19 protein-coding genes are annotated in these 19,207 nt (G+C 65.3%); 6 read left to right on the forward strand and 13 right to left on the reverse strand.

The window, feature by feature from the left end:
* Position 1 precedes the first annotated feature (1 nt).
* From CQW49_RS20395 to CQW49_RS20405, 3 genes are all read left to right on the forward strand, one after another.
* Positions 2-784 (forward strand): NADH-quinone oxidoreductase subunit B family protein, encoded by a 783-nt coding sequence (locus CQW49_RS20395; protein WP_003611591.1) that lies wholly within the window; start codon positions 2-4, stop codon positions 782-784.
* The gene (locus tag CQW49_RS20400) at positions 774-2,066 is read left to right on the forward strand and encodes a Ni/Fe hydrogenase subunit alpha (protein ID WP_003611589.1); all 1,293 of its coding nucleotides are present in this window, start codon (positions 774-776) and stop codon (positions 2,064-2,066) included. The genes CQW49_RS20395 and CQW49_RS20400 overlap by 11 nt, the downstream gene beginning before the upstream one ends.
* A 120-nt stretch (positions 2,067-2,186) precedes the next feature.
* Positions 2,187-2,636: a hydrogenase maturation protease gene (locus tag CQW49_RS20405; RefSeq protein WP_003611587.1), complete on the forward strand. Its 450-nt coding sequence runs from the start codon at positions 2,187-2,189 to the stop codon at positions 2,634-2,636.
* 57 nt (positions 2,637-2,693) lie between these two features.
* On the opposite strand, the gene CQW49_RS20410 is transcribed toward CQW49_RS20405, so the two are convergent.
* The 12 genes from CQW49_RS20410 to arsC form a co-directional block, all read right to left on the reverse strand.
* Complete coding sequence (locus CQW49_RS20410; protein ID WP_003611585.1) at positions 2,694-3,647, reverse strand: alpha/beta fold hydrolase; 954 nt, start codon at positions 3,645-3,647, stop codon at positions 2,694-2,696.
* 78 nt (positions 3,648-3,725) lie between these two features.
* On the reverse strand, positions 3,726-4,247 hold the full coding sequence (gene rimM, locus CQW49_RS20415) for a ribosome maturation factor RimM (protein WP_024749446.1): 522 nt from the start codon (positions 4,245-4,247) through the stop codon (positions 3,726-3,728).
* Between the two features lie 106 nt (positions 4,248-4,353).
* A complete protein-coding gene (gene rpsP, locus CQW49_RS20420) occupies positions 4,354-4,707 on the reverse strand; it encodes a 30S ribosomal protein S16 (RefSeq protein WP_003611581.1) in 354 nt (117 codons plus the stop codon).
* Between the two features lie 85 nt (positions 4,708-4,792).
* A complete protein-coding gene (ffh, locus tag CQW49_RS20425; protein ID WP_003611580.1) occupies positions 4,793-6,337 on the reverse strand; it encodes a signal recognition particle protein in 1,545 nt (514 codons plus the stop codon).
* Positions 6,338-6,671: 334 nt separating this feature from the next.
* A complete protein-coding gene (locus tag CQW49_RS24800; RefSeq protein ID WP_003611579.1) occupies positions 6,672-8,174 on the reverse strand; it encodes a TIR domain-containing protein in 1,503 nt (500 codons plus the stop codon).
* Between the two features lie 101 nt (positions 8,175-8,275).
* Positions 8,276-8,542: a type II toxin-antitoxin system ParD family antitoxin gene (locus CQW49_RS20430; RefSeq protein WP_003611578.1), complete on the reverse strand. Its 267-nt coding sequence runs from the start codon at positions 8,540-8,542 to the stop codon at positions 8,276-8,278.
* Positions 8,543-8,632: 90 nt separating this feature from the next.
* Positions 8,633-9,430, reverse strand: coding sequence for an HvfC/BufC N-terminal domain-containing protein (locus tag CQW49_RS20435; RefSeq protein WP_003611577.1), 798 nt, complete (start codon positions 9,428-9,430; stop codon positions 8,633-8,635).
* Entirely contained in the window at positions 9,427-10,275 is an 849-nt protein-coding gene (bufB, locus tag CQW49_RS20440; protein WP_003611576.1) for an MNIO family bufferin maturase, read from the reverse strand. Before bufB ends, CQW49_RS20435 begins: the two co-directional genes overlap by 4 nt.
* An 87-nt stretch (positions 10,276-10,362) precedes the next feature.
* On the reverse strand, positions 10,363-10,581 hold the full coding sequence (locus CQW49_RS20445; RefSeq protein ID WP_003611575.1) for a hypothetical protein: 219 nt from the start codon (positions 10,579-10,581) through the stop codon (positions 10,363-10,365).
* 262 nt (positions 10,582-10,843) lie between these two features.
* Complete coding sequence (locus CQW49_RS20450) at positions 10,844-11,686, reverse strand: NAD(P)-dependent oxidoreductase (RefSeq protein ID WP_040566807.1); 843 nt, start codon at positions 11,684-11,686, stop codon at positions 10,844-10,846.
* Positions 11,687-11,793: 107 nt separating this feature from the next.
* Positions 11,794-12,288: a DinB family protein gene (locus tag CQW49_RS20455; protein WP_065083644.1), complete on the reverse strand. Its 495-nt coding sequence runs from the start codon at positions 12,286-12,288 to the stop codon at positions 11,794-11,796.
* A gap of 66 nt (positions 12,289-12,354) precedes the next feature.
* Positions 12,355-12,705 (reverse strand): arsenate reductase (glutaredoxin), encoded by a 351-nt coding sequence (gene arsC / locus CQW49_RS20460; protein WP_003611572.1) that lies wholly within the window; start codon positions 12,703-12,705, stop codon positions 12,355-12,357.
* A 236-nt stretch (positions 12,706-12,941) separates the two neighbouring features.
* Between arsC and glmM the strand changes: the two genes are divergently transcribed.
* From glmM to CQW49_RS20475, 3 genes are all read left to right on the forward strand, one after another.
* A complete protein-coding gene (glmM, locus tag CQW49_RS20465; protein WP_003611570.1) occupies positions 12,942-14,291 on the forward strand; it encodes a phosphoglucosamine mutase in 1,350 nt (449 codons plus the stop codon).
* A gap of 289 nt (positions 14,292-14,580) precedes the next feature.
* Positions 14,581-16,134, forward strand: coding sequence for a B12-binding domain-containing radical SAM protein (locus CQW49_RS20470; protein ID WP_003611568.1), 1,554 nt, complete (start codon positions 14,581-14,583; stop codon positions 16,132-16,134).
* A 33-nt stretch (positions 16,135-16,167) separates the two neighbouring features.
* Positions 16,168-16,533, forward strand: a complete 366-nt coding sequence (locus CQW49_RS20475) for a hypothetical protein (RefSeq protein WP_003611566.1) — start codon at positions 16,168-16,170, stop codon at positions 16,531-16,533.
* A gap of 217 nt (positions 16,534-16,750) precedes the next feature.
* Here CQW49_RS20475 and CQW49_RS20480 read toward each other — a convergent pair whose 3' ends face one another.
* Complete coding sequence (locus CQW49_RS20480; RefSeq protein ID WP_003611564.1) at positions 16,751-19,003, reverse strand: PAS domain-containing sensor histidine kinase; 2,253 nt, start codon at positions 19,001-19,003, stop codon at positions 16,751-16,753.
* Positions 19,004-19,207 lie beyond the last annotated feature (204 nt).

A 19,207-nucleotide genomic window follows, 5' to 3' on the forward strand; every position in this document is an offset into this window, starting at 1 on the left:
GATGAGCGCGGAAAAGCACAGGCCGCGGCTCGCGGTGTGGAAATTCGCCTCCTGCGACGGCTGTCAGCTGACGCTGCTCGATTGCGAGGACGAGCTGCTCGCCGTGGCGCAGGCGCTCGACATCGCTTACTTTCCCGAGGCCACGCGCGCGCCCATTCGCGGCAATTACGATGTCTCGCTGGTCGAAGGATCGATCACGACGCCGCATGACGCGGAGCGCATACAGGATGTGCGGTGCCGCTCGCGCAGCCTCGTCACCATCGGCGCCTGCGCGACATCGGGCGGCGTGCAGGCGCTGCGCAATTTCGCCGATGTGAAGGACTATGCGTCGATCGTCTATGCGCGTCCCGATTATATTCATACGCTCGCGACATCGACGCCGATCGCCGATCATGTGAAGGTCGATTTCGAATTGCGCGGTTGCCCGATCGACAAGGGCCGGCTGATCGAGGTGATCTCGGCCTTTCTCATCGGCCGCAAGCCGGCGGCGCCGGCGCATAGCGTCTGCCTGCAATGCAAGCTGAAGGGCAATGTCTGCGTGATGGTCGCGCATGGAACGCCCTGCCTCGGCCCCGTCACCCATGACGGCTGCGGGGCGCTCTGTCCCTCTTATGATCGCGGCTGCTACGGTTGCTTCGGCCCCATGGAGACGCCGAACGCGCCGTCGCTGAGCGGCAGGCTCGCGCAGCTCGGCATGGACGAGCGCGATCTGCGGCGCATCTATCGCAGCTTCAACGCCAATGCCGAGCCCTTCCGCACGGAGAGCGAGCGCCATGGGAAGTAGGACCATAAAGGTCGGCGCGCTCGCCCGCGTCGAAGGGGAGGGCGGGCTCGAGATCGTCATTCGCGACGGCGAGGTGAAGAGCGCGGCGCTGAACATCTTCGAGCCGCCGCGCTTCTTCGAGGCGCTGCTGCGCGGACGCGGCTTCGCCGAGGCGCCCGACATCACCGCGCGCATTTGCGGCATCTGCCCGGTCGCCTATCAGATGAGCGCGGTCCATGCGATCGAGACTGCGCTCGGAGTCGAGGTCAGCGGTCCGCTCGCCGATCTGCGCCGGCTGCTCTATTGCGGCGAATGGATCGAAAGCCATATGCTGCATGTGCATATGCTGCATGCGCCTGACTTTCTCGGCTATGCCGGCGGCGTCGAGATGGCGCGCGATCATGGCGACGTCGTGCGGCGCGGCCTCGCGATCAAGAAGGTCGGCAACGAGATCATGACGCTCGTTGGCGGCCGCGAGATCCACCCGATCAATGTCCGCGTCGGCGGATTCTATCGCGCGCCGCGTAAGCGCGAGCTGGCGACGCTCGTCGAGAAGCTCGAGCGCGCGCGCGATGCCGCGCGCGAGGTCGTGCGCTTTGTCGCAGGCCTCGATTTCCCCGAGTGCGAGCGCGATTACACTTTCGTTTCGTTGCGTCATCCGGGCGAATATCCGTTCACGCGCGGGCGCATCGTCTCCAGTCGCGGTCTCGACATCGACGCATCGCAATTCGACGCGCATTTCGAGGAATTTCATGTGCAGCGCTCGACGGCGCTGCATGCGCGCATGCGTCACGACGGCGCGCCCTATCTCGTCGGTCCGCTGGCGCGCTATGCGCTGAACTTCGACGCTCTGTCGCCCCTCGCGCAGGAGGCCGCGCGCGAGGCGGGCCTCGGACCCGTCTGCGCCAATCCCTATAAGAGCATCATCGTGCGATCGGTGGAGACGCTCTATGCGCTCGATGAAGCGCTGCGCATCATCGCGCGCTATGAGGAGCCGGATCGTCCCTTCATCGTCATCGAGCCGCGCGCCGGCGAAGGCGCGGCGGCGACCGAGGCGCCGCGCGGCATGTTGCATCATCGCTATCGGCTCGCCGCGGATGGCGTGATCGCCGACGCCGTCATCACGCCGCCGACCTCGCAGAATCAGAGCATGATCGAGAAGGATCTGCAGAGCCTCGTCGCGGGCTTCCTGCATTTGCCGGAAGAGGAGCTGCGCCATCGCTGCGAGCAGACGGTGCGCAATTTCGATCCCTGCATCTCCTGCTCGACGCATTTTCTGCGGCTCGACGTGGATCGCGGCTGAGATAGGCGTCTTCATGCGCAGGGCCGTCATTGCGAGGAGTGCAGCGACGAAGCAATCCAGGGGCCGCCCCACGGCTCTGGATCGCTTCGCTGCGCTCGCGATGACGGAGAGGCGCGTGAGATGACGCGCGTCGTCATCGGCGTCGGCAATCCCGATTGCGGCGACGACGCCGTCGGCCGGCGCGCGGCGGCGCTGATGCGGGTCGCCGCGCCGCCGCGCGTCGAGATCATCGAGCGGGACGGCGAGACGACGGCGCTGCTCGCGGCGATGAACGGCGCCGAGCTGGCGATCTTCATCGACGCCTGTGTCTCGGGCGCTGCGCCCGGCGCCGTGCGGCGCTTCGACGTCGCGCGCGCGCCGCTGCCACAGAGCGAATTTGCCGCCTCGAGCCATGGTCTCGGTCTCGCGACGGCGATCGAGCTCGCGCGCGCGCTCGGCGACTTGCCGCGCGTCTGCATTGTCTATGCGATCGAGGGCGAGAGCTTCGCGCAGGGCGCCCCGCTGTCGCGCGCGGCGGAGGCGGGCGCGATCGAGGCGGCTCGGCTGGCGCTCGCTGAATTGCGAGCCTGAAGGCTCGCGGTCCAAGGCGCGCATCCTGGACCGCGAGCCTTCAGGCTCGCAACTCGCTCACGTCTCCGCCGGCGCCGATTCGCCCGGAACGAAAGCGTCGAAGGCGGCCCAGAATTGCTCGCGCAACTCGTCGCGCTCCATCAGCAATTCGTGACGCGCGCCGGGGATGGCGACGAGATTGCCGACCGGCAGGCTCCGCGCGAAGCGCTCGATCGCGCGCGAGGAGACGATGCGGTCGCGCCCGCAGGAGAACAGCAGCGCCGGCGCGCGAATGGCGCGCGCATATTCCGGCGCGGAAAATTGCTTCATCAGACGGAAGGCGGCGTTGATCCAGCCGACCGTCGGATCGCCGATGGCGAGATGCGGCGCCGCGGCGAGCGACTCGGCGTTGCGCAGGAAGCGCAAGGGATCGGAGGTGAGCCGATTGCCCTCGAACGGCTCCTCGAACAGCGATTTTCCATTGCCGCCGGGCACGAACATGGCGCCGAGGCCGAACATGTCGAGCGTGTCGGCGAGCGCGCGCGCGCCTTTGGGGAAGCGCAGTCCCTCGAGGTCGATCATCGGCGCCAGCAGGATCAGTCGCTCGAACGGCGAGCGCGTCGAATGGGCGCGGTCGAGCAGGATCGCCGCGCCCATGGAATGGGCGAGCGCATGCCAGGGGCGCGGACAGGAGAGTGTCAGCGTCTCGCCGATAAAAGCGTCGAGGTCGCGCTGATAGAGAGCGAAATCGTCGATATGGCCCTTGCGCGGATCGGCGAGGTCACGCTCCGAGCCGCCCTGGCCGCGCCAGTCCATCGTCGCGACATGATAGCCGCGCCCGAGCAATTCGCCGATTGTCTCGAAATATTTCTCGATGAACTCGGCGCGGCCCGGAAACAGCGCGATGGTGCCGCGCGCCTCGCCAGCGGGCGCGAAGGTGGCGACGCGCAACGCGCGCCCATCCGAAGCGTGAATGGCGAAGACCGAGCCGCCGGGCGGAACCGGATTATGCGGCGTTGCGACGAGCTCCACGGGCGTCTCCTGCGATCCGTGCGATTCTCTTGGGTTGCGATTATCGCATGGCGAGGGGAACGGAAAAAGACGTCAGCGTCAGGACGCGGCTTCGTCGTCCTCGCTCTCCGGCGGTTCTACGAGCACGCGTCCGCCGGAGACATCGACGATCGGAACCACGGCCTTGGTGAAGGGGAGGAGCAAGGTCTCGCCGCCTTGTGGCGGCGCGATCTCCAAAATATCGCCCGCGCCGAAATTGCGCACCGCGATCACGACGCCGAGCGTCTCGCCGGCGCGCGTCTCGGCTCTGAGGCCTTCGAGATCGGCGAGATAGAATTCGTCCTCGTCCGGCGCCGGAAGCGCCTCGCGCGGAACATAGAGCTCGACGCCTCTCAGCGCTTCGGCGGCGCTGCGCTCGCTCACCCCTTGCAGGCGCGCGACGAACATGTCCTTGCCGAGCGAGCGCAGCGAGGCGATGACGAAGCGGCGCTGGCCGCTCGCGTCGAAGAGCGGGCCATAAGTCGAGATCGCCGCCGGATCGGCGGTGAAGCTCTGCAGGCGAATCTCGCCGCGCACGCCATGCGCGGCGCCGAGCCGGCCGAGAAGCACGGCGTTCTTCATGCGCGCGCAGAAGCGAGCGTCATTGCGAGGCGCGACCACGACGAAGCCGTCCAGACGCCGCGCTGCGGCTCTGGATTGCTTCGCTGCGCTCGCAATGACGGCGTCGTCACGCGGAGGCCGCGGCCTCGGCGGCCGCAGCGGCGGCGGCGGCGCGCTCCTGGGCCTTCTTCTTCGGCTGCGCCTTCTGCGGATTGTTGCGCGCCTCGCGCTTGCCGACGCCGACGCTCTCGAGCAGGCGCTCGACACGGTCGGTCGGCTGCGCGCCCTTGGCGATCCATTCCTTCGCCTTTTCGGCGTCGAGCACGAGACGATCGGCGGCGTCCTTCGGCTTCAAGGGATCGAAAGTGCCGAGCTTCTCGATGAAGCGGCCGTCGCGGGGCGAGCGCGCATCGGCGACGACGACGCGATAGAAGGGACGCTTCTTGGCGCCGCCGCGGGAGAGTCTGATCTTCAGGGACATGTCGGTTCCTTTTTCAGTGAGTGGTGAGTGGTGAGTAGTGAGTGGGCGGAGCTGTTCACTACTCGCCACTCACTACTCACTTTTCTCATTTCTTCTTCCCGAACGGATTGAGCCCGCTCAGGAAACCTCCGCCGCCGCCGAGCCCGGGGAGGGTCGGCTTGGAGGAGAATGCGGAAGCCGGCGGCGCGGCGGGAATGCCGCCGCCGGGGCCGGGGGAGGGCGGCGCGCCGCCCATCTTCTTCTGCAATTCGGCCATCTGTTCCTGGGTCGGCGCCGGCATTCCGCCGAGGCCCATCATCTGCGCGGCCTTGCCCATCATGCCGCCGCGCTTCATGCCGCCCATGGCCTTCATCATGTCGGCCATCTGGCGGTGCTGCTTCAACAGCTTGTTGATCTCCTCGACCTTCATGCCGGAGCCCGCGGCGATGCGGCGCTTGCGCGAGGCTTTGAGGATATCGGGATTGCGCCGCTCCTTGGGCGTCATCGACGAGATGATGGCGCGCTGGCGCTTGAACATCTTGTCGTCGATATTGGCGGCGGCGATCTGCTCCTTCATCTTCCCGACGCCGGGGAGCAGGCCCATGATGCCGCCGAAGCCGCCGACCTTCTCCATCATGGCGAGCTGATCGGCGAGATCCTGCAGATCGAACTTGCCCTTGGCCATGCGCTCGGCGGCGCGGGCGGCCTGCTCCTGATCGACGGCGGCGGCGGCCTTCTCGACCAGCGCGACGATGTCGCCCATGCCGAGAATGCGATTGGCGATGCGCGACGGCGAGAATTCGTCGAGCGCGTCCATCTTCTCGCCGGTGGCGATCAGCTTGATCGGCTTGCCGGTGACGGCGCGCATGGAGAGCGCCGCGCCGCCGCGTCCGTCGCCGTCGACGCGCGTCAGCACGATGCCGGTGAGGCCGACGCGATCGTCGAAATTCTTGGCGAGATTGACCGCGTCCTGGCCAGTCAGCGCATCGACGACGAGCAGAATCTCATGCGGCTTGGAGACGGCCTTGATCTGCGCCATCTCCTCCATCAGCGGCTCGTCGATATGGGTGCGGCCGGCGGTGTCGAGCAGCAGCACGTCATAGCCTTCGCGCCGCGCCGTCTCCTCGGCGCGCTTGGTGATCTTCACCGGGTCCTGGCCCTGCACGATCGGCAGCGTGTCGACTTCGACCTGGCGGCCGAGAATGGCGAGCTGCTCCTGCGCGGCCGGACGCTTCACGTCGAGAGAAGCCATCAGCACGCGCTTGCCGTGACGCTCCTTGAGGCGCTTGGCGATCTTGGCGGTGGTGGTGGTCTTGCCGGCGCCCTGCAGGCCGACCAGCATGATCGGCACCGGAGCCGGCGCGTCGAGATCGATCGGCTGCGCGGTCGAGCCCAAAGTCTCGACCATCACGTCATTGACGATCTTGACGACCATCTGGCCGGGCGAGACCGACTTCACCACATTGGCGCCGACGGCCTTCTGCTGCACCTTGTCGGTGAAGGAGCGCACGACATCGAGCGCGACATCCGCCTCGAGCAGAGCGCGGCGCACCTCGCGCATGGCCTCGGCGACATCGGCCTCGGTCAGCGCGCCGCGTCGCGTGAGCTTGTCGAATATGCCGGAGAGCTTGTCGGAAAGGCCCTCGAACATGCGTGTCTCCTGGTGGGAGCGAGTAGCGAATGGCGAGTAGCGAATAGAGCCGAAGCTCGTTTTATACGCTATTCGCCATTCGCGTCTCCAAAGCAAATCGCGCCCGGGGGCGCATCGCGCTGCCGGGCGTTGGCCCTTCGCCTCGCGGGCGAATAGGCGGGTTCAAGTCATCTCTGACGAGATTGCCCGCCTTTTAGGCGGAGCAGGGCGGGGAGTCAATGTGAACTCACCGTTTGAACGCCCTATGCGGCGTTATAAGTAAGTGCGCTCCTCCGACATCCGAAGGGCGTCGTGCGCCCATTGAAAACGATGCGCGGGTCGAAGACGAGATGGTTTATGCCGGAGGCAGGTAGTTCCTTAGCCATTCAATTACAGGGCCGGCGTGTCTGCTGAGTGATTGGGCGATGTCATCCCACCCCTTTACAGAGGAGGAGATGTCCTTACCTTTGAGGAATGCCGCATAGATGGCGTTTACCGTACTTGCTTGACCATAGTTGTGGAGTTTCACGGGATCAGGTGCATCGATAGGATCTGGGCGAGGTAGTAAAGATGAAGATAACTCATCGTCAGCCTTGCCGGGCACCATCTCGAGCGTTGGCGCGTGTTGCACTTCTAAGAGAGCCGTTGAAACATCTGACTCGAATACATTTGGAGTATGGTCCGCGACTTCGCGAGCGAAACTTTCTACGGCATCTCGTGGTAGTGGTTCCGAAAGTGTTCCGCGCTTAACATCATCGTAAAAGCGTCCGACTCCTTCATAGTACGGACGGAGAGCTGTGTTGAGCTCAAGAATGCGATTTAGGCGCTCCGCAAAATCTCGACTCAGTATGTCTGCATCTGCCTCAAACATGCCACGTAGGACGCGCGCCTCGCAATCGGCCACGATAAAATTGCCAACCCCTGCCGCCATTGGCAAGTCCGACAGGTATCGCTCAAGAGTCCGAAGGTATCCTTCTCGTACGTTGTAGGATCGCGTCTTTAGATCGGCAGTTAAACGCTCAGCCATCTCGCGACAGGCATTCAATCGTTGCGCGTGGTCTTTTTTGCTTTCCGAATGAACAAACGAAGGCGTGTTTTCCGAGCCTGGGACAACACCGATTGTGTAGGAAGTGGTCCACCCAAAGGTAAATGGAGCAGATATGCTTTCTAGCGGCTTTTTAACGTCTAATTCGGATGTAATTTTCGAGAGAATTACGGTCTTTTGCTCGGTGTATGAAAGTCCAACTAGCGAAGCATAGTCTGTTTCGACGCCAAACTGACCTGGATCTAGTGGTTCAACGAGAAAGTGGTATAGCTTTACTTTAGAATCGTGTGCTTGACCAATAGCTGCTTTCATTTCAGCATCACAATATAGTGAGTTTTTGAATGCATGAGAGAGGATGGTTATGATAATTGACGATTCGTAAAAATGCTTTTCAAAGTACGTTTGCGCGGGCATCGGTTCAGATGATATTGAATTTCTGAAGGCTGAAAATGTATTATATCCTTCCAGCTCAAGCAATACGCTAATATTTCGAGCTGTATCTCGATCGCTGTCGGCGCATATAACAAATATCGCCCTTTTATTTACAGGCAATCCAGCTATGTCTATCATCTTTTTGCTAAAAGGCATTGCAAATAATACTATATTATCGACGATAATAGATAGTAACTTAAATGTTTGGCTATTCGGAAACCTGCGGCGTAATCCCGCTGCTTTATCGATAAGTGTTTCATAGAAAAGCGTATGAAACAGCTTAGCGCCGTCGCCCGAAGCGCGCTTCTTGAAACGCCGAGGCTTCCCATTGATTTTCGTTTGAGACGAACTCAATGGCTCCCTTTGATCCGCGTTGCTCAAGATAACTAACCTCTCACAAAACGTCGATTGCCCTGCCCCGCTCTCAGCTGATTAGATCGCGGGAAAGCTGAAAATTCGCCGCTCGCCGACCTGACCGAATTTCAGATGTGATAAGGCAGGCCGCCGATATAATCCTCCAGCTCCGCGCCCGGCACGGCGTCGAACCGCCCTTCGTCGAGATCGGTGAAACCGATGCGGGCCGCCTCGCGTAGCGCCTCCAGCTTCGCCGCCTCGCGGGCGTCGCGCTGCTCGATCAGCCGCAGGCCCTCGCGCATCATCTCGCTGGCGTTCTGGTAGCGTCCGGACCTCACCAGCCGATCGATCACCTCTTCATGATGATCGGTCAACACCACATTACGCGTCGGCATGGCGGCCCTCCGGGGTTCGTCGCCTCGATCTACATAGCAGCAAAGGCATATTCGGCCAATCGCGCGAGGGCGCGGAAGCGCGCGCGAGCCCTATTCGCCGCGCTCCTCCCGCACCCCCGCCGACGCCACCAGCCCTTCCTCGAACCAGCCGGTCAGCAATTGCGCGATGCGCTCGGGCGAAGCCTCGACCTCGTCGCGAAAGCTCGCCATCTGGCAGATGTCGCCGAAGGCGTGGCCCTCGAGCGCGAGCGACAGCGCCAGAAACTCGTCCGGCTCGAGCTGGCGATAGACCGAATCGAGATCGGCGCGCCACACCGCGACATGCTCTGCGCCCGCGCTCGGCTCGGGAAGCTCCGCTTCCTCCACGGCCGCCGCATGGGTCGCCGTCACGCCGGCCGTGAGCTCCAGCAGAATGAGGCTCGGATGAAAGCCGAAGACGAGGCTCGGCCAATCTTCCGGCGCGAAGGCGGAGAGCGCGTCGAGGCGCAGCGCGTCGGCGTCCGCCGCGTCGAAAGCGTCGGTCAGCGCCCGCTCGAACCGCGCGAGATCGATCGCCCGCGCATTGTCGCGCCACCCCTCGGCGCCGCGCATGAAATCCGGAAGCCGGCTCGTATACCAGCGGGCGTTGCGCTTGCGCGAGGGCTCGGCGTCGATATAGGCGTCGGCGAGCGCATGAAACGCCTCTTCGCCGAGAAGCGTCCGCAGCGCCGGATAATCGGCGACGAGAAATTCGACGAAGCGCAGCCGATAGGCGCTCACATAGACGCCGAACAAAGTGGTGCGGTCGGCGCGGCGCGAGTTCTTCACCGATTCGAGAATGCTCGCGCCGTCCTCATGGCCGGCGAGCACGCCGGCTTGGAAATGCGCCTGCAGCTCTGCGAGAGTCATGCGGCTTCGCTCCTCTTGCCCTCCGCATCGGCCCGGGCCGCGATCTCGCGCAGGCGCGCGAGCTCGCTCAGCAGCTCGTCGAAGGGCGGGAAATTATCGTCGCGCTCGATCATCGCCGAGACCGGGCCGAAACGCCGCCAGGCGCGCTCATAGAGGGCGAACACTTCGTCGCAGACCGGCTGGTCATGGGTGTCGATGCGATGCGTGCCATTGTCGGTATGGCCCGCCATATGGAATTGCACGACGCGCTCGACCGGAATGGCGTCGATGAAGGCGTTCGGGTCGAAGCCGTGGTTGAAGCCCGAGACGAAGACATTGTTGACGTCGAGCAGCAGCAGGCAGTCGGCGCGGCGCGTCAGCTCGGCGAGGAAGTCCCATTCGCTCATCTCGGATTCGCGAAAGGTCACATAGGTCGAAGCGTTCTCGACGACGAGCCGGCGGCCGAGAACATCCTGCACGCGCATCACGCGCTCGGCGACATGGTCCAGCGATTCGCGCGTATAGGGAATCGGCAGCAGATCATGCAGGCTGATCCCATGCACGCCGGTCCAGGCGAGATGATCGGAAACCCAGGCGGGCTCGATGCGCTCGGCGAGCGCTTTCAACTCGCGCAGATAGTCGTGGTCCAGCGGGTCGGTGGAGGCGAGCGACATGGCGACGCCATGCATCACGATCGGATAGTCGGCGCGCACGCGCTCCAGCATGGCGGTCGGCCGGCCGCCGCCGGTCATGTAGTTTTCCGAGATGATCTCGAACCACTCGACGGGGGGGCGGGAGGAGAGAATCTCCTCGTAATAGATGGGTCTCAGGCCGAGGCCGAATCCGAGAGGCGCGGGTCGCGTCATGGTCGTCTCTCCTTGTGTCGCGGTCCGCGTGCGGCTTTCGCCGCGAAACCGACCGCGCCGCGACGGCGCGATCGATCGGAGGCGGCCTCAGTGCTTGCACTTGCCCTTGGAGCTGCAGCCCGCCTTGTGGTGCTTGCAGACGCCCTTCTTGGTCATGCACTTCGTCTTGCCGCCGCAGTGACCCTTTTCCATAGTGCATTGATGCTTGGAATGCTTGGCTGCGGCCTGCGTCGAAACGCCGCCGGCCAGAGCGAGCGCGATGGCCGTTGCGGCGAGGGTCGAGCCAGAAACGATCTTGGACTTCATTGTCGGTCTCCCAAATTCGCCCTCCGCCCCCAAGCGGAAGCGCGAGCCGGGCCTTCGCAGGCCCAAACTCGAACATAGCACTGGGTCTTGGTTTGGAAAGAATGTTCTCCTCGGGTGAACGACGGGAGGGGCGCTCTGCTCTTCCCTTCAAGGCGCGCAGGAGGAGAGGCGCGCCGGCGCGGTGGAGTTTCTGCCGGCGGAACGGGTTTCCAAAGGCCGCTGCGCCTTCGGTCCGGTCGCGTGGAAGGCGAGTCGCCGGACGCTACGCGCCGCCGCGCAGCCTCGCGATGAGGCTCGAAGTGTCCCAGCGCTTGCCGCCCATGCGCTCGACTTCTGCGTAGAACTGGTCGATGAGCGCCGTGACCGGGAGGCTCGCGCCATTGCGGCGCGCCTCGGCCATGCAGATGGCGAGGTCTTTGCGCATCCATTCGACGGCGAAGCCGAAGTCGAACTCGCCGGCGAGCATGGTGGCGTGACGGTTCTCCATCTGCCAGGATTGCGCCGCGCCATTCTTGATGAGGTCGATCACCGCCGCGCCGTCGAGTCCCGCGCGGGTCGCGAAGTCGAGCGCTTCGGCGAGGCCCTGCACGAGCCCGGCGATACAAATCTGATTGACCATTTTGGTGAGCTGGCCGGAGCCGGGCGGCCCCATCAGCCGGCAGGCGCGGGCATAGGCGGCGACGACCGGCTCGATCTCGGCGAAGGCCTCGGGCTCGCCGCCGCACATCACGGTGAGCGCGCCTTTCTCGGCGCCGGCCTGTCCGCCGGAGATCGGCGCGTCGACGAAGCCGAGGCCCATCTCCTTCGCGCGAGCGTGCAATTCGCGCGCGACCTCGGCGGAGGCGGTGGTGTGGTCGACGAAGACGGCGCCCGGCTTCATGCCGTGAAAGGCGCCCTCGGCCCCGATGGTCACCTGCCGCAGATCGTCGTCATTGCCGACGCAGGCGAAGATGACATCGGCGCCCGCGGCCGCGGCGCGCGGCGTCGGCGCCGTGGACGCCCCGGAAAATTGCGCGGCGAAGCGGGCCGCCTTCTCGGCGCTGCGATTATAGACGGCGACGCGATGGCCGCGCGCGACGAGATGGCCGGCCATGGGATAGCCCATCACGCCGAGGCCGAGAAAAGCGACTGTTTTCGGGGCGGTCACGCGTATTGTCTTTCCTGTTGATAGGCGGCGGCGTCGGATCGAGAAGGCCGGCGCAGGCGGGCCGCTCACATGAAGATGAGATCGGTGTCCTCGGGTCTCGACCCCGCCGCTGTGAGCATCGCATGGACCTGTCCGCGATGATGGGTCTGATGATTGAAGACATGGGCGACGACGAGCGCGCGCGGCATGACGATATCTGTCCCGCGCGCGCCGGAGAACCAAGAAAGATCGCCGTCGAGCGCCGCTTCGTCGAGCCTATCCGCCCAGCCGATCAGGAGTTCGTCGATCTGCGCGCGCTCTGTCTTCGTGCTCGCCCAGTCGGAACGAAAAGCGGGCGAGTCGCTCAGGCCGACCGCCGGCTTAGGCCCGCCAGCGAGACGGTTCATCCACATGGCGTCGGCCCAGAGCAGGTGATTGAGAGTGCCATGGATCGAACGGAAGAAGGCGCCGCGATCCTCGCGCCGCGCCGAGTCGGATAAGCGATCGGCGGCCGCATAGAGGCTGGCGTTCTGCCAGCGGTTGTAGCGGGCCATCTTTTGCGCGAAGGCGGGTGAGATCATTTCGGCTTTCCAGTGATTGCGCCATGCGATCATGGCGCCACGACGAGGCCGCCCACGGCGGAAGCGTCACTTCAGCAGCGTCTCCACCACCTCCGGCGGGCGGCACAGGGCCGCTCTGCCGTCGACGACGACGATCGGCCGCTCGATCAGGACGGGATTTGCCGCGATCGCGGCGAAAATCGCCTCGTCGCCGACGGCGGGGTCGTCGAGCCCGAGCTCGGCATAGGGCGTTCCCTTCTTACGGAGGATGTCCCGAACCTTCTTCCCCATCGATTTCAGAAGTGTTTTCAGGGTCGTACTGTCCGGCGGCGTCTTCAGATAATTGACCACTTCGGGCTCCAGCCCGGCCTCCTTCAGCCGCGCGAGCACCTTGCGGGAGGTCCCGCAGGCCGGATTGTGATAGATGACGACGCCCATCAGAGTCCCCTTCGACCGGCGCGCCCGCCGTGCTATAGCGATGCGGTCCGCCCGCGTCATTAACCACCGGCGGAGAAGACGACGCGCGTTTGGTGATTGCAGCGATATTTTTTAGGGGCGATTCTCGCCGCCGTCGAGAACGGAAGCCGGGACCGTCCGAAAATGCCCACAATCGGACGTTCATTTCCCCGCGGCCGTGCGCGGCCGGCTCATATTCCGCAGGAGAAGACAGGCACATGACGCGCAGCTACTTCGGCACCGACGGCATTCGCGGCAGGGCCAATCAGAAGATCACGCCCGAGCTGGCGATGAAGGTCGGGCAGGCCGCCGGCCTCATCTTCAATCGCGACGGCGAGCGCCGGCACCGGGTCGTGATCGGCAAGGACACGCGGCTCTCCGGCTATATGATCGAATATGCGCTGGTCGCCGGCTTCACCTCGGTGGGCATGGACGTGCTGCTGCTCGGTCCCATGCCGACGCCGGCCGTCGCCATGCTCACCCGCTCGATGCGCGCCGACCTCGGCGTGATGATCTCCGCCTCGCACAATCTCTACGAGGACAATGGCATCAAGCTGTTCGGGCCGGACGCCTATAAGCTCTCCGACGAAACCGAGCTCGAGATCGAGAAGCTGATCGAGCGCGATCTGACCTCGCGGCTCGCCGGCCCGCAGGAGCTCGGCCGCGCCAAGCGCATCGAGGACGTGCGCGCCCGCTACATCGAATACGCCAAGCGCACGCTGCCGCGGAACATGAGCTTCGAGGGGCTGCGCGTCGTGCTCGATTGCGCCAATGGCGCCGCCTATAAGGTCGCGCCCGAGGCGCTGTGGGAGCTCGGCGCCGAGGTCATCACCATCGGCGACGCGCCCGACGGCTTCAACATCAATCGCGCCGTCGGCTCCACTGCGCCGCAGAAGCTGAAGGAGAAGGTGCGCGAGCTGCGCGCCGATGTCGGCATCGCGCTCGACGGCGACGCCGATCGCGTCATCATGGTCGACGAGCTCGGCCATGTGGTCGACGGCGACCAGCTGATGGCGGTGGTGGCGCGCAGCTGGCGTGACGAAGGCTGGCTCGCCAAGCCCGGCGTCGTCGCGACGATCATGTCCAATCTCGGCCTCGAGCGCTATCTCGGCTCGCTCGGCCTCACGCTCGAGCGCACCGCGGTCGGCGACCGCTATGTGATCGAGCGCATGCGCGAGCGCGGCTATAATGTCGGCGGCGAGCAGTCCGGCCATGTGATCCTCTCGGATTATTCGACGACCGGCGACGGGCTCGTCACCGCCATGCAGGCGCTCGCCGCGGTCAAGAAGCTCGGCCGCCGCGTCAGCGAGGTCTGCCGCGTGTTCGAGCCGCTGCCGCAGGTGCTGAAGAACGTGCGGGTGAGCGGGCGGCTCGCGCTCGAGCAGGATGCGGTGGTGCGGGCGATCGAGGCGGGCCGGCAGAGGCTCGACGGGGCAGGGCGTCTCGTCATCCGCCCCTCGGGCACGGAGCCGGTGATCCGTGTGATGGGCGAGGGCGAGAATCCCGACCTCGTGACCAGCGTCGTCGACGACATCTGCGACGCGCTGACCCGCGCCGAGGCGGCGTGAGGTTTCATCGCGAGTCTGGACGCGCGTCCCTTCTCCCGCAAGCGAGACGCGTCAGCGAGGGGCGGATGAGGGTCCACGCCGCTGATACGACGATGTTCGGCCGCGCCCTTTTCTGAAGCGCACTCATCCGACCCGACTTCGTCGGGCCACCTTCTCCCGCAGAGCGGGAGAAGGGAGCGCCAATTCTGAGGCGTGTTCCGCCGTCCCCGATTTACTGATCTTTCCCGCCTTGCCCGAGCCCGCAAAAAATGCCCTTAATCGGCATTTCTCGAGCAGGGGTTTTGCCCAAATGTCGCTTTACATCGTCAATCCCGCAGCTGATTTTCCGACCTATTTCGGCGCCGAAATTCTCGCCGCCTCCGGCCGCCGTCCCGGCGTGATGATGGCCGATCTCTCGTCGACGACCATCGCCGCGCTGGCGCCGCCCGATCTCGACATCGAGATTTGCGACGAAGGCGTCGCCCCGGTCGATCTCGATCATCCCGCCGAATGGATCGCCATCACCGGCAAGGTCAGCCAGCGCCGCCGCATGATCGCGCTCGCCGACGAATTCCGTCGCCGCGGCAAGAAGGTCATCATCGGCGGGCCTTACGCCAGTCTCAGCCCCGATCATCTGCGCGATCATTGCGACGTGCTGGTCTGCGGCGAGGCCGAGGAGATCGCGGGCGAGATTTTCTCCGATCTGCGCGCGGGGCGTCCGCGCGACGCCTATTTCGGCGAGAAGCCGTCGCTGGACAAGAGCCCGCCGCCGCGCTGGGAGCTGTATCCGACCAGTCGCGCCATGCTCGGCGCCGTCCAGACCTCGCGCGGATGCCCGTTCGAATGCGAGTTCTGCGACGTCATCCAATATCTCGGCCGCAAGCAGCGCCATAAGCCGATCGCCAATGTGATCGCCGAGCTCGACAATCTGTGGCGCCACGGTTTCCGCGCGACATTTCTGGCCGACGACAATTTCACCGCCTATCGCGCCCATTGCAAGGAGCTGCTGGAGGCGATGGCGCATTGGCGGCGCGCCGGCCACGCAATGGATTTCGTCACGCAGATCTCGATCGACGCAACGCGCGACGAGGAGCTGATGGACATGCTGGTCGAGGCCGGCGTGCATCAGGTGTTCGTCGGCATAGAGACGCCCAATGCCGAGAGCCTGCGCGAGACCGGCAAGCGCCAGAATTTGAAGATCGACATCGCCGGCGAGGTGCAGAAGCTGATCGACCGCCGCATCTCGGTGATGGGCGGCATGATCGTCGGCTTCGATCACGACGGGCCCAATGTGTTCTCGCAGCAATATGAGTTCGCCATGTCGACGGCGATTCCGATCTTCAGCCTCGGCGCGCTGATGGCCTCGGAGGCGACGCCGCTGCACGATCGCATCACCCGTGAAGGGCGTCTGCTGCAGGGCACGGTGGAGACGCAGGCGGTGCCCTGGGGCTCCAACATCCGCCCGGTGACGATGAGCATGGAGGAGCTGAACTTCGGCCTGCATAATCTGTGCAACGCGCTCTATGCTCCGGCCGCTTTCGGCGAGCGCATGCTGCGCTTCATCGACAGCTTCGGCCGCGCGCGCGCTCCCATGGCGGCGACGATTCCCGAGGCTTCGGCCTTCCGCGAGATCGAGCAGGAGGCGATGCAGATCGCCGCCGATGTGCGCAAGCTCGGCGACAAGGAAGGGCGCATGTGGAACAAGGTGTGGGGAGCGGCGCTGCGCAAGCCGGAGACGGTGACGATCGTCGCGCGCATCATGTTCCAATATGCGCAGGCGCGGCACATGTTCGACAAGGGCAATTACTGGGAGCCCCAGCTCGCCTACGCCCCGCCGCGCGCGGAGGCGCATGTGGCGGCGTGAAGAGGGGCCGTATCGAGGAGCACTGGACCTTTCATGGCGATAGTCGTGTCATTGGCTGACGTCGTATTGTGGTTGCAAGCTGCGCGGCCGCATACCGATTTGGACGCGCTCGATTGGGGCGCCAATCCGCTGCGGAGAGGCGTAGATGAAATCGAGCAGATCGATTTGTTGTCATTCGGCGCCGACGCCATTCTCGCGGACGAGGTGACGCGATCCAAATTCGTGAGCGCGCTCACTGCATTGCGGGCGAGCGCTGCGACGACCGTTCGCGCGGATGTCGCGCTGTGTTTCGCCGGCGACGTCGCGGCGCAGAGTTTCTTGCTCCCGGCGGTTCTCATGCAATTCCTCTGGCGCGAGCTCGATGAGGTCGAAATGTCGGTTTACGCGTCCGAACCGTAGAAGAAATGTCAGCCATGATCGGGCGCGCTCCTTCTCCCGCAGAGCGGGAGAAGGTGGCCCCGCGAAGCGGGGTCGGATGAGGGTCCGGGCCGCTCGCACGACTACTTTGAACAAATCAAATCGGTGATGCAGACCACTATGCCCTTTTCTGAAGGGCCCTCATCCGACCCGACTTCGTCGGGCCACCTTCTCCCGCAAGCGGGAGAAGGAGACGCCCTTATCTCGAAGTGGGAGAAGCGGCGCGCGACTTCGCCGGTATGCGCAGCATGGCGATCGTGCCGACGCCGACACGCGAGCGAATGCGTAGCGAGCCGCCGTGCAGCGCCATCAGCGAGCGCGCGATGGCGAGGCCGAGGCCGGAGCCCTTCATGCCGTTCTCCATCACCGTCGCCGGCTGCTCGAATGGCCGGCCCAGCGCCGCGACCGCGCGCGCGTCGATGCCGCAGCCCGTGTCCTCGACGAAGATCAGCACGGCGCGATAGGAACGCCGCGCGCGCAGGCGCACGCAGCCGCCGGCCGCAGTGAATTTCAGGCTGTTGGAGACGAGCACGGCGATCGCCTTGACGATCGCGTCATGATCGCCGCAGCAGCGCAGACCCTCGCGCGCGTCGACGATCAGCTCTATGCCCTTCGCTTCGGCGGCGCGGCGCGAGCGCTCGGCCGTCGCGCGCGCGGCGCCGGAGAGATCGATCTCGCTCTCCTCGAGCCGCACGCGCCCCGCCTCGAGCCGCGACATGTCGAGTATGTCGGTCAGCACGTCGAGCAGATAGCGCCCGCCCTGATGAATATGGCTGCAATATTCGACATATTTCGGCGAGCCGAGCGCGCCGAACACCTGCGCCTGCATCATTTCCGAGAAACCGATGATGGCGTTGAGCGGCGTGCGCAGCTCATGACTCATATTGGCGAGGAATTGCGATTTGGCGAGATTGGCGGCCTCCGCCTCGCCCTTTTGCAGATGATATTGCTCGGCGAGCGTCGCCAGCTCCTGCGCCTGTCGCTCGAGCGCCTGCCGCGAGCCGATGAGATCGGCGACGCTGGCGGTGAGGCGGCGCTCCGAGTCGATCAGCTTCTCTTGATTGCGCTTCAGCGCGGTGATGTCGGCGCCGACCGAGACATAGCCGCCATCCTTGGTGCGGCGCTCGCTGATCTGCAGCCAGCGTCCATCGGCGAGGCGCGCCTCATAAATGCGCTCGTTCGCCGTCGGCGCCGCATCGCCGATGATCTCGCTCTCTTCGAGCGCCACGGCGCTCGCCATGATGCGCGCATAGCTCGCGCCCGGAGTCGCGACATCGGCGGAGAGCCCGTGCAGCCCGAGGAATTTCGAATTGCAGACGACGAGGCGATTTTGCGCGTCCCACAGCACGAAGGCTTCGGATATCGTCTCGATGGCGTCGCGCAGCCGCATGTCGGCGGTCGCCGCGCCTTCGGCGAGCGCGCGATGCTCGGTCACATCGACGGCGATGCCGACGAGGCGCGGGCCGGCGCCGCCCTCCTCCTCGATCAGCTCGGCGCGCATGCGCAGCCACACCCATGCGCCCACGGCGTCGGCGATGCGGAATTGATGGTCGAAGGCGCCGTGCGTGGCGGCGACGGCCTCGACTTTCTCGGCGAGATCGAGGTCCTGCGGATGCAGGCGCAGCGCGATCTCGCCGAAGGAGATCGGCCGGCGCTCGATGTCGAGGCCGAGCATTTCGAACATGGAGTCGGACCAATGGATGCGTCCGCGGGCGAGGTCCCAGTCCCAAAGGCCGCAGCGTCCGCTTCCGAGCGCGGCGTCGACGCGCCGGCGCATGGCCGCATGGGCGCGCTCGGCGAGGGCGGCGCGGCGCGTCTGTCGGCGCAGCGCCAGTCCCGCCGCCGCGGTGACGGCGGCCGAGCCGGCGGCGACCATGGCGCAGCGGATCGTCGCGGCGCGCCAGTCGGCGAGAACGGCTTCATGCGGATGGATCAGCGCGATCTGCCCGGAGCCGTCGCTGAGATTGCGCAGCGTGGCCAGCGCGCGCGTCCCGTCGGCGAGCGTGATCCGCAGCGTCCCGGCTTTTTCGGCGAATTCGGTCAGCAGCGGCTGGGGGCCGATGAGATCGGCGAGGAGGCCGCCGATCGGCAGCGGCGGCGTCGCCGCAAGAACGCGGCCGTCCACATTGGTGACGACGGCCTGCCGTCCGCGCGCCGCCGCATAATCGGGCGGCGTCGGCGCGGCGCCGGCGCGGCGGGTCTCGATGTCCGAGGCGACCGCGCGCGCGACGATCGTGAGATCGGCGGCGGCCTCGGTCAGCGCCTTCTCATAGGATGCGCCGGCGAGGGACGCCAGAAGGGCGCCGAAGGCGACGACGCAGAGGCCTGCCGCCGTGATGACGGCGCGCGACCGCGGCGCTCGAAGCGCGCGGGCGCGGGCGCCGCCGCGGGAGCGCGCTCCCCTCGGCTGTTCGGCGTGAGTCGTTGCGTCGGCCGCGTGTGAGCGCGACATTCGGTCGTCCCCGGAGTTGGTCGAAGAGGGGAGAAAACGCGCCGCATCCCGCCCCGAATCAACGCCATTCGAATCTGGCGGGGGAGGTTTGTCCAGAGCTTAATATGACGTAAACGCCCGCTCGGCGCCGCCCGCGGCCGCCGCGGCAAGGCGGGCGCAAGCCTCGGCTCGAGCCGCCCTGCGACCGCGGCGACGTGGCGAAAT

This window comes from Methylosinus trichosporium OB3b (assembly GCF_002752655.1).
Taxonomy (GTDB): Bacteria; Pseudomonadota; Alphaproteobacteria; order Rhizobiales; family Beijerinckiaceae; genus Methylosinus; species Methylosinus trichosporium.

What these genes read in the sequence shown, in the direction of transcription:
- CQW49_RS20395 (WP_003611591.1), top strand. Translation starts at nt 2, where the DNA reads ATGAGCGCGGAAAAGCACAGGCCGCGGCTCGCGGTGTGGAAATTCGCC.
- CQW49_RS20400 (WP_003611589.1), top strand. Translation starts at nt 774, where the DNA reads ATGGGAAGTAGGACCATAAAGGTCGGCGCGCTCGCCCGCGTCGAAGGG.
- CQW49_RS20405 (WP_003611587.1), top strand. Translation starts at nt 2,187, where the DNA reads ATGACGCGCGTCGTCATCGGCGTCGGCAATCCCGATTGCGGCGACGAC.
- rimM (WP_024749446.1), bottom strand. Translation starts at nt 4,247, where the DNA reads ATGAAGAACGCCGTGCTTCTCGGCCGGCTCGGCGCCGCGCATGGCGTG.
- rpsP (WP_003611581.1), bottom strand. Translation starts at nt 4,707, where the DNA reads ATGTCCCTGAAGATCAGACTCTCCCGCGGCGGCGCCAAGAAGCGTCCC.
- ffh (WP_003611580.1), bottom strand. Translation starts at nt 6,337, where the DNA reads ATGTTCGAGGGCCTTTCCGACAAGCTCTCCGGCATATTCGACAAGCTC.
- CQW49_RS20430 (WP_003611578.1), bottom strand. Translation starts at nt 8,542, where the DNA reads ATGCCGACGCGTAATGTGGTGTTGACCGATCATCATGAAGAGGTGATC.
- CQW49_RS20435 (WP_003611577.1), bottom strand. Translation starts at nt 9,430, where the DNA reads ATGACTCTCGCAGAGCTGCAGGCGCATTTCCAAGCCGGCGTGCTCGCC.
- bufB (WP_003611576.1), bottom strand. Translation starts at nt 10,275, where the DNA reads ATGACGCGACCCGCGCCTCTCGGATTCGGCCTCGGCCTGAGACCCATC.
- CQW49_RS20445 (WP_003611575.1), bottom strand. Translation starts at nt 10,581, where the DNA reads ATGAAGTCCAAGATCGTTTCTGGCTCGACCCTCGCCGCAACGGCCATC.
- CQW49_RS20450 (WP_040566807.1), bottom strand. Translation starts at nt 11,686, where the DNA reads ATGGGCTATCCCATGGCCGGCCATCTCGTCGCGCGCGGCCATCGCGTC.
- CQW49_RS20455 (WP_065083644.1), bottom strand. Translation starts at nt 12,288, where the DNA reads ATGATCTCACCCGCCTTCGCGCAAAAGATGGCCCGCTACAACCGCTGG.
- arsC (WP_003611572.1), bottom strand. Translation starts at nt 12,705, where the DNA reads ATGGGCGTCGTCATCTATCACAATCCGGCCTGCGGGACCTCCCGCAAG.
- glmM (WP_003611570.1), top strand. Translation starts at nt 12,942, where the DNA reads ATGACGCGCAGCTACTTCGGCACCGACGGCATTCGCGGCAGGGCCAAT.
- CQW49_RS20470 (WP_003611568.1), top strand. Translation starts at nt 14,581, where the DNA reads ATGTCGCTTTACATCGTCAATCCCGCAGCTGATTTTCCGACCTATTTC.
- CQW49_RS20475 (WP_003611566.1), top strand. Translation starts at nt 16,168, where the DNA reads ATGGCGATAGTCGTGTCATTGGCTGACGTCGTATTGTGGTTGCAAGCT.
- CQW49_RS20480 (WP_003611564.1), bottom strand. Translation starts at nt 19,003, where the DNA reads ATGTCGCGCTCACACGCGGCCGACGCAACGACTCACGCCGAACAGCCG.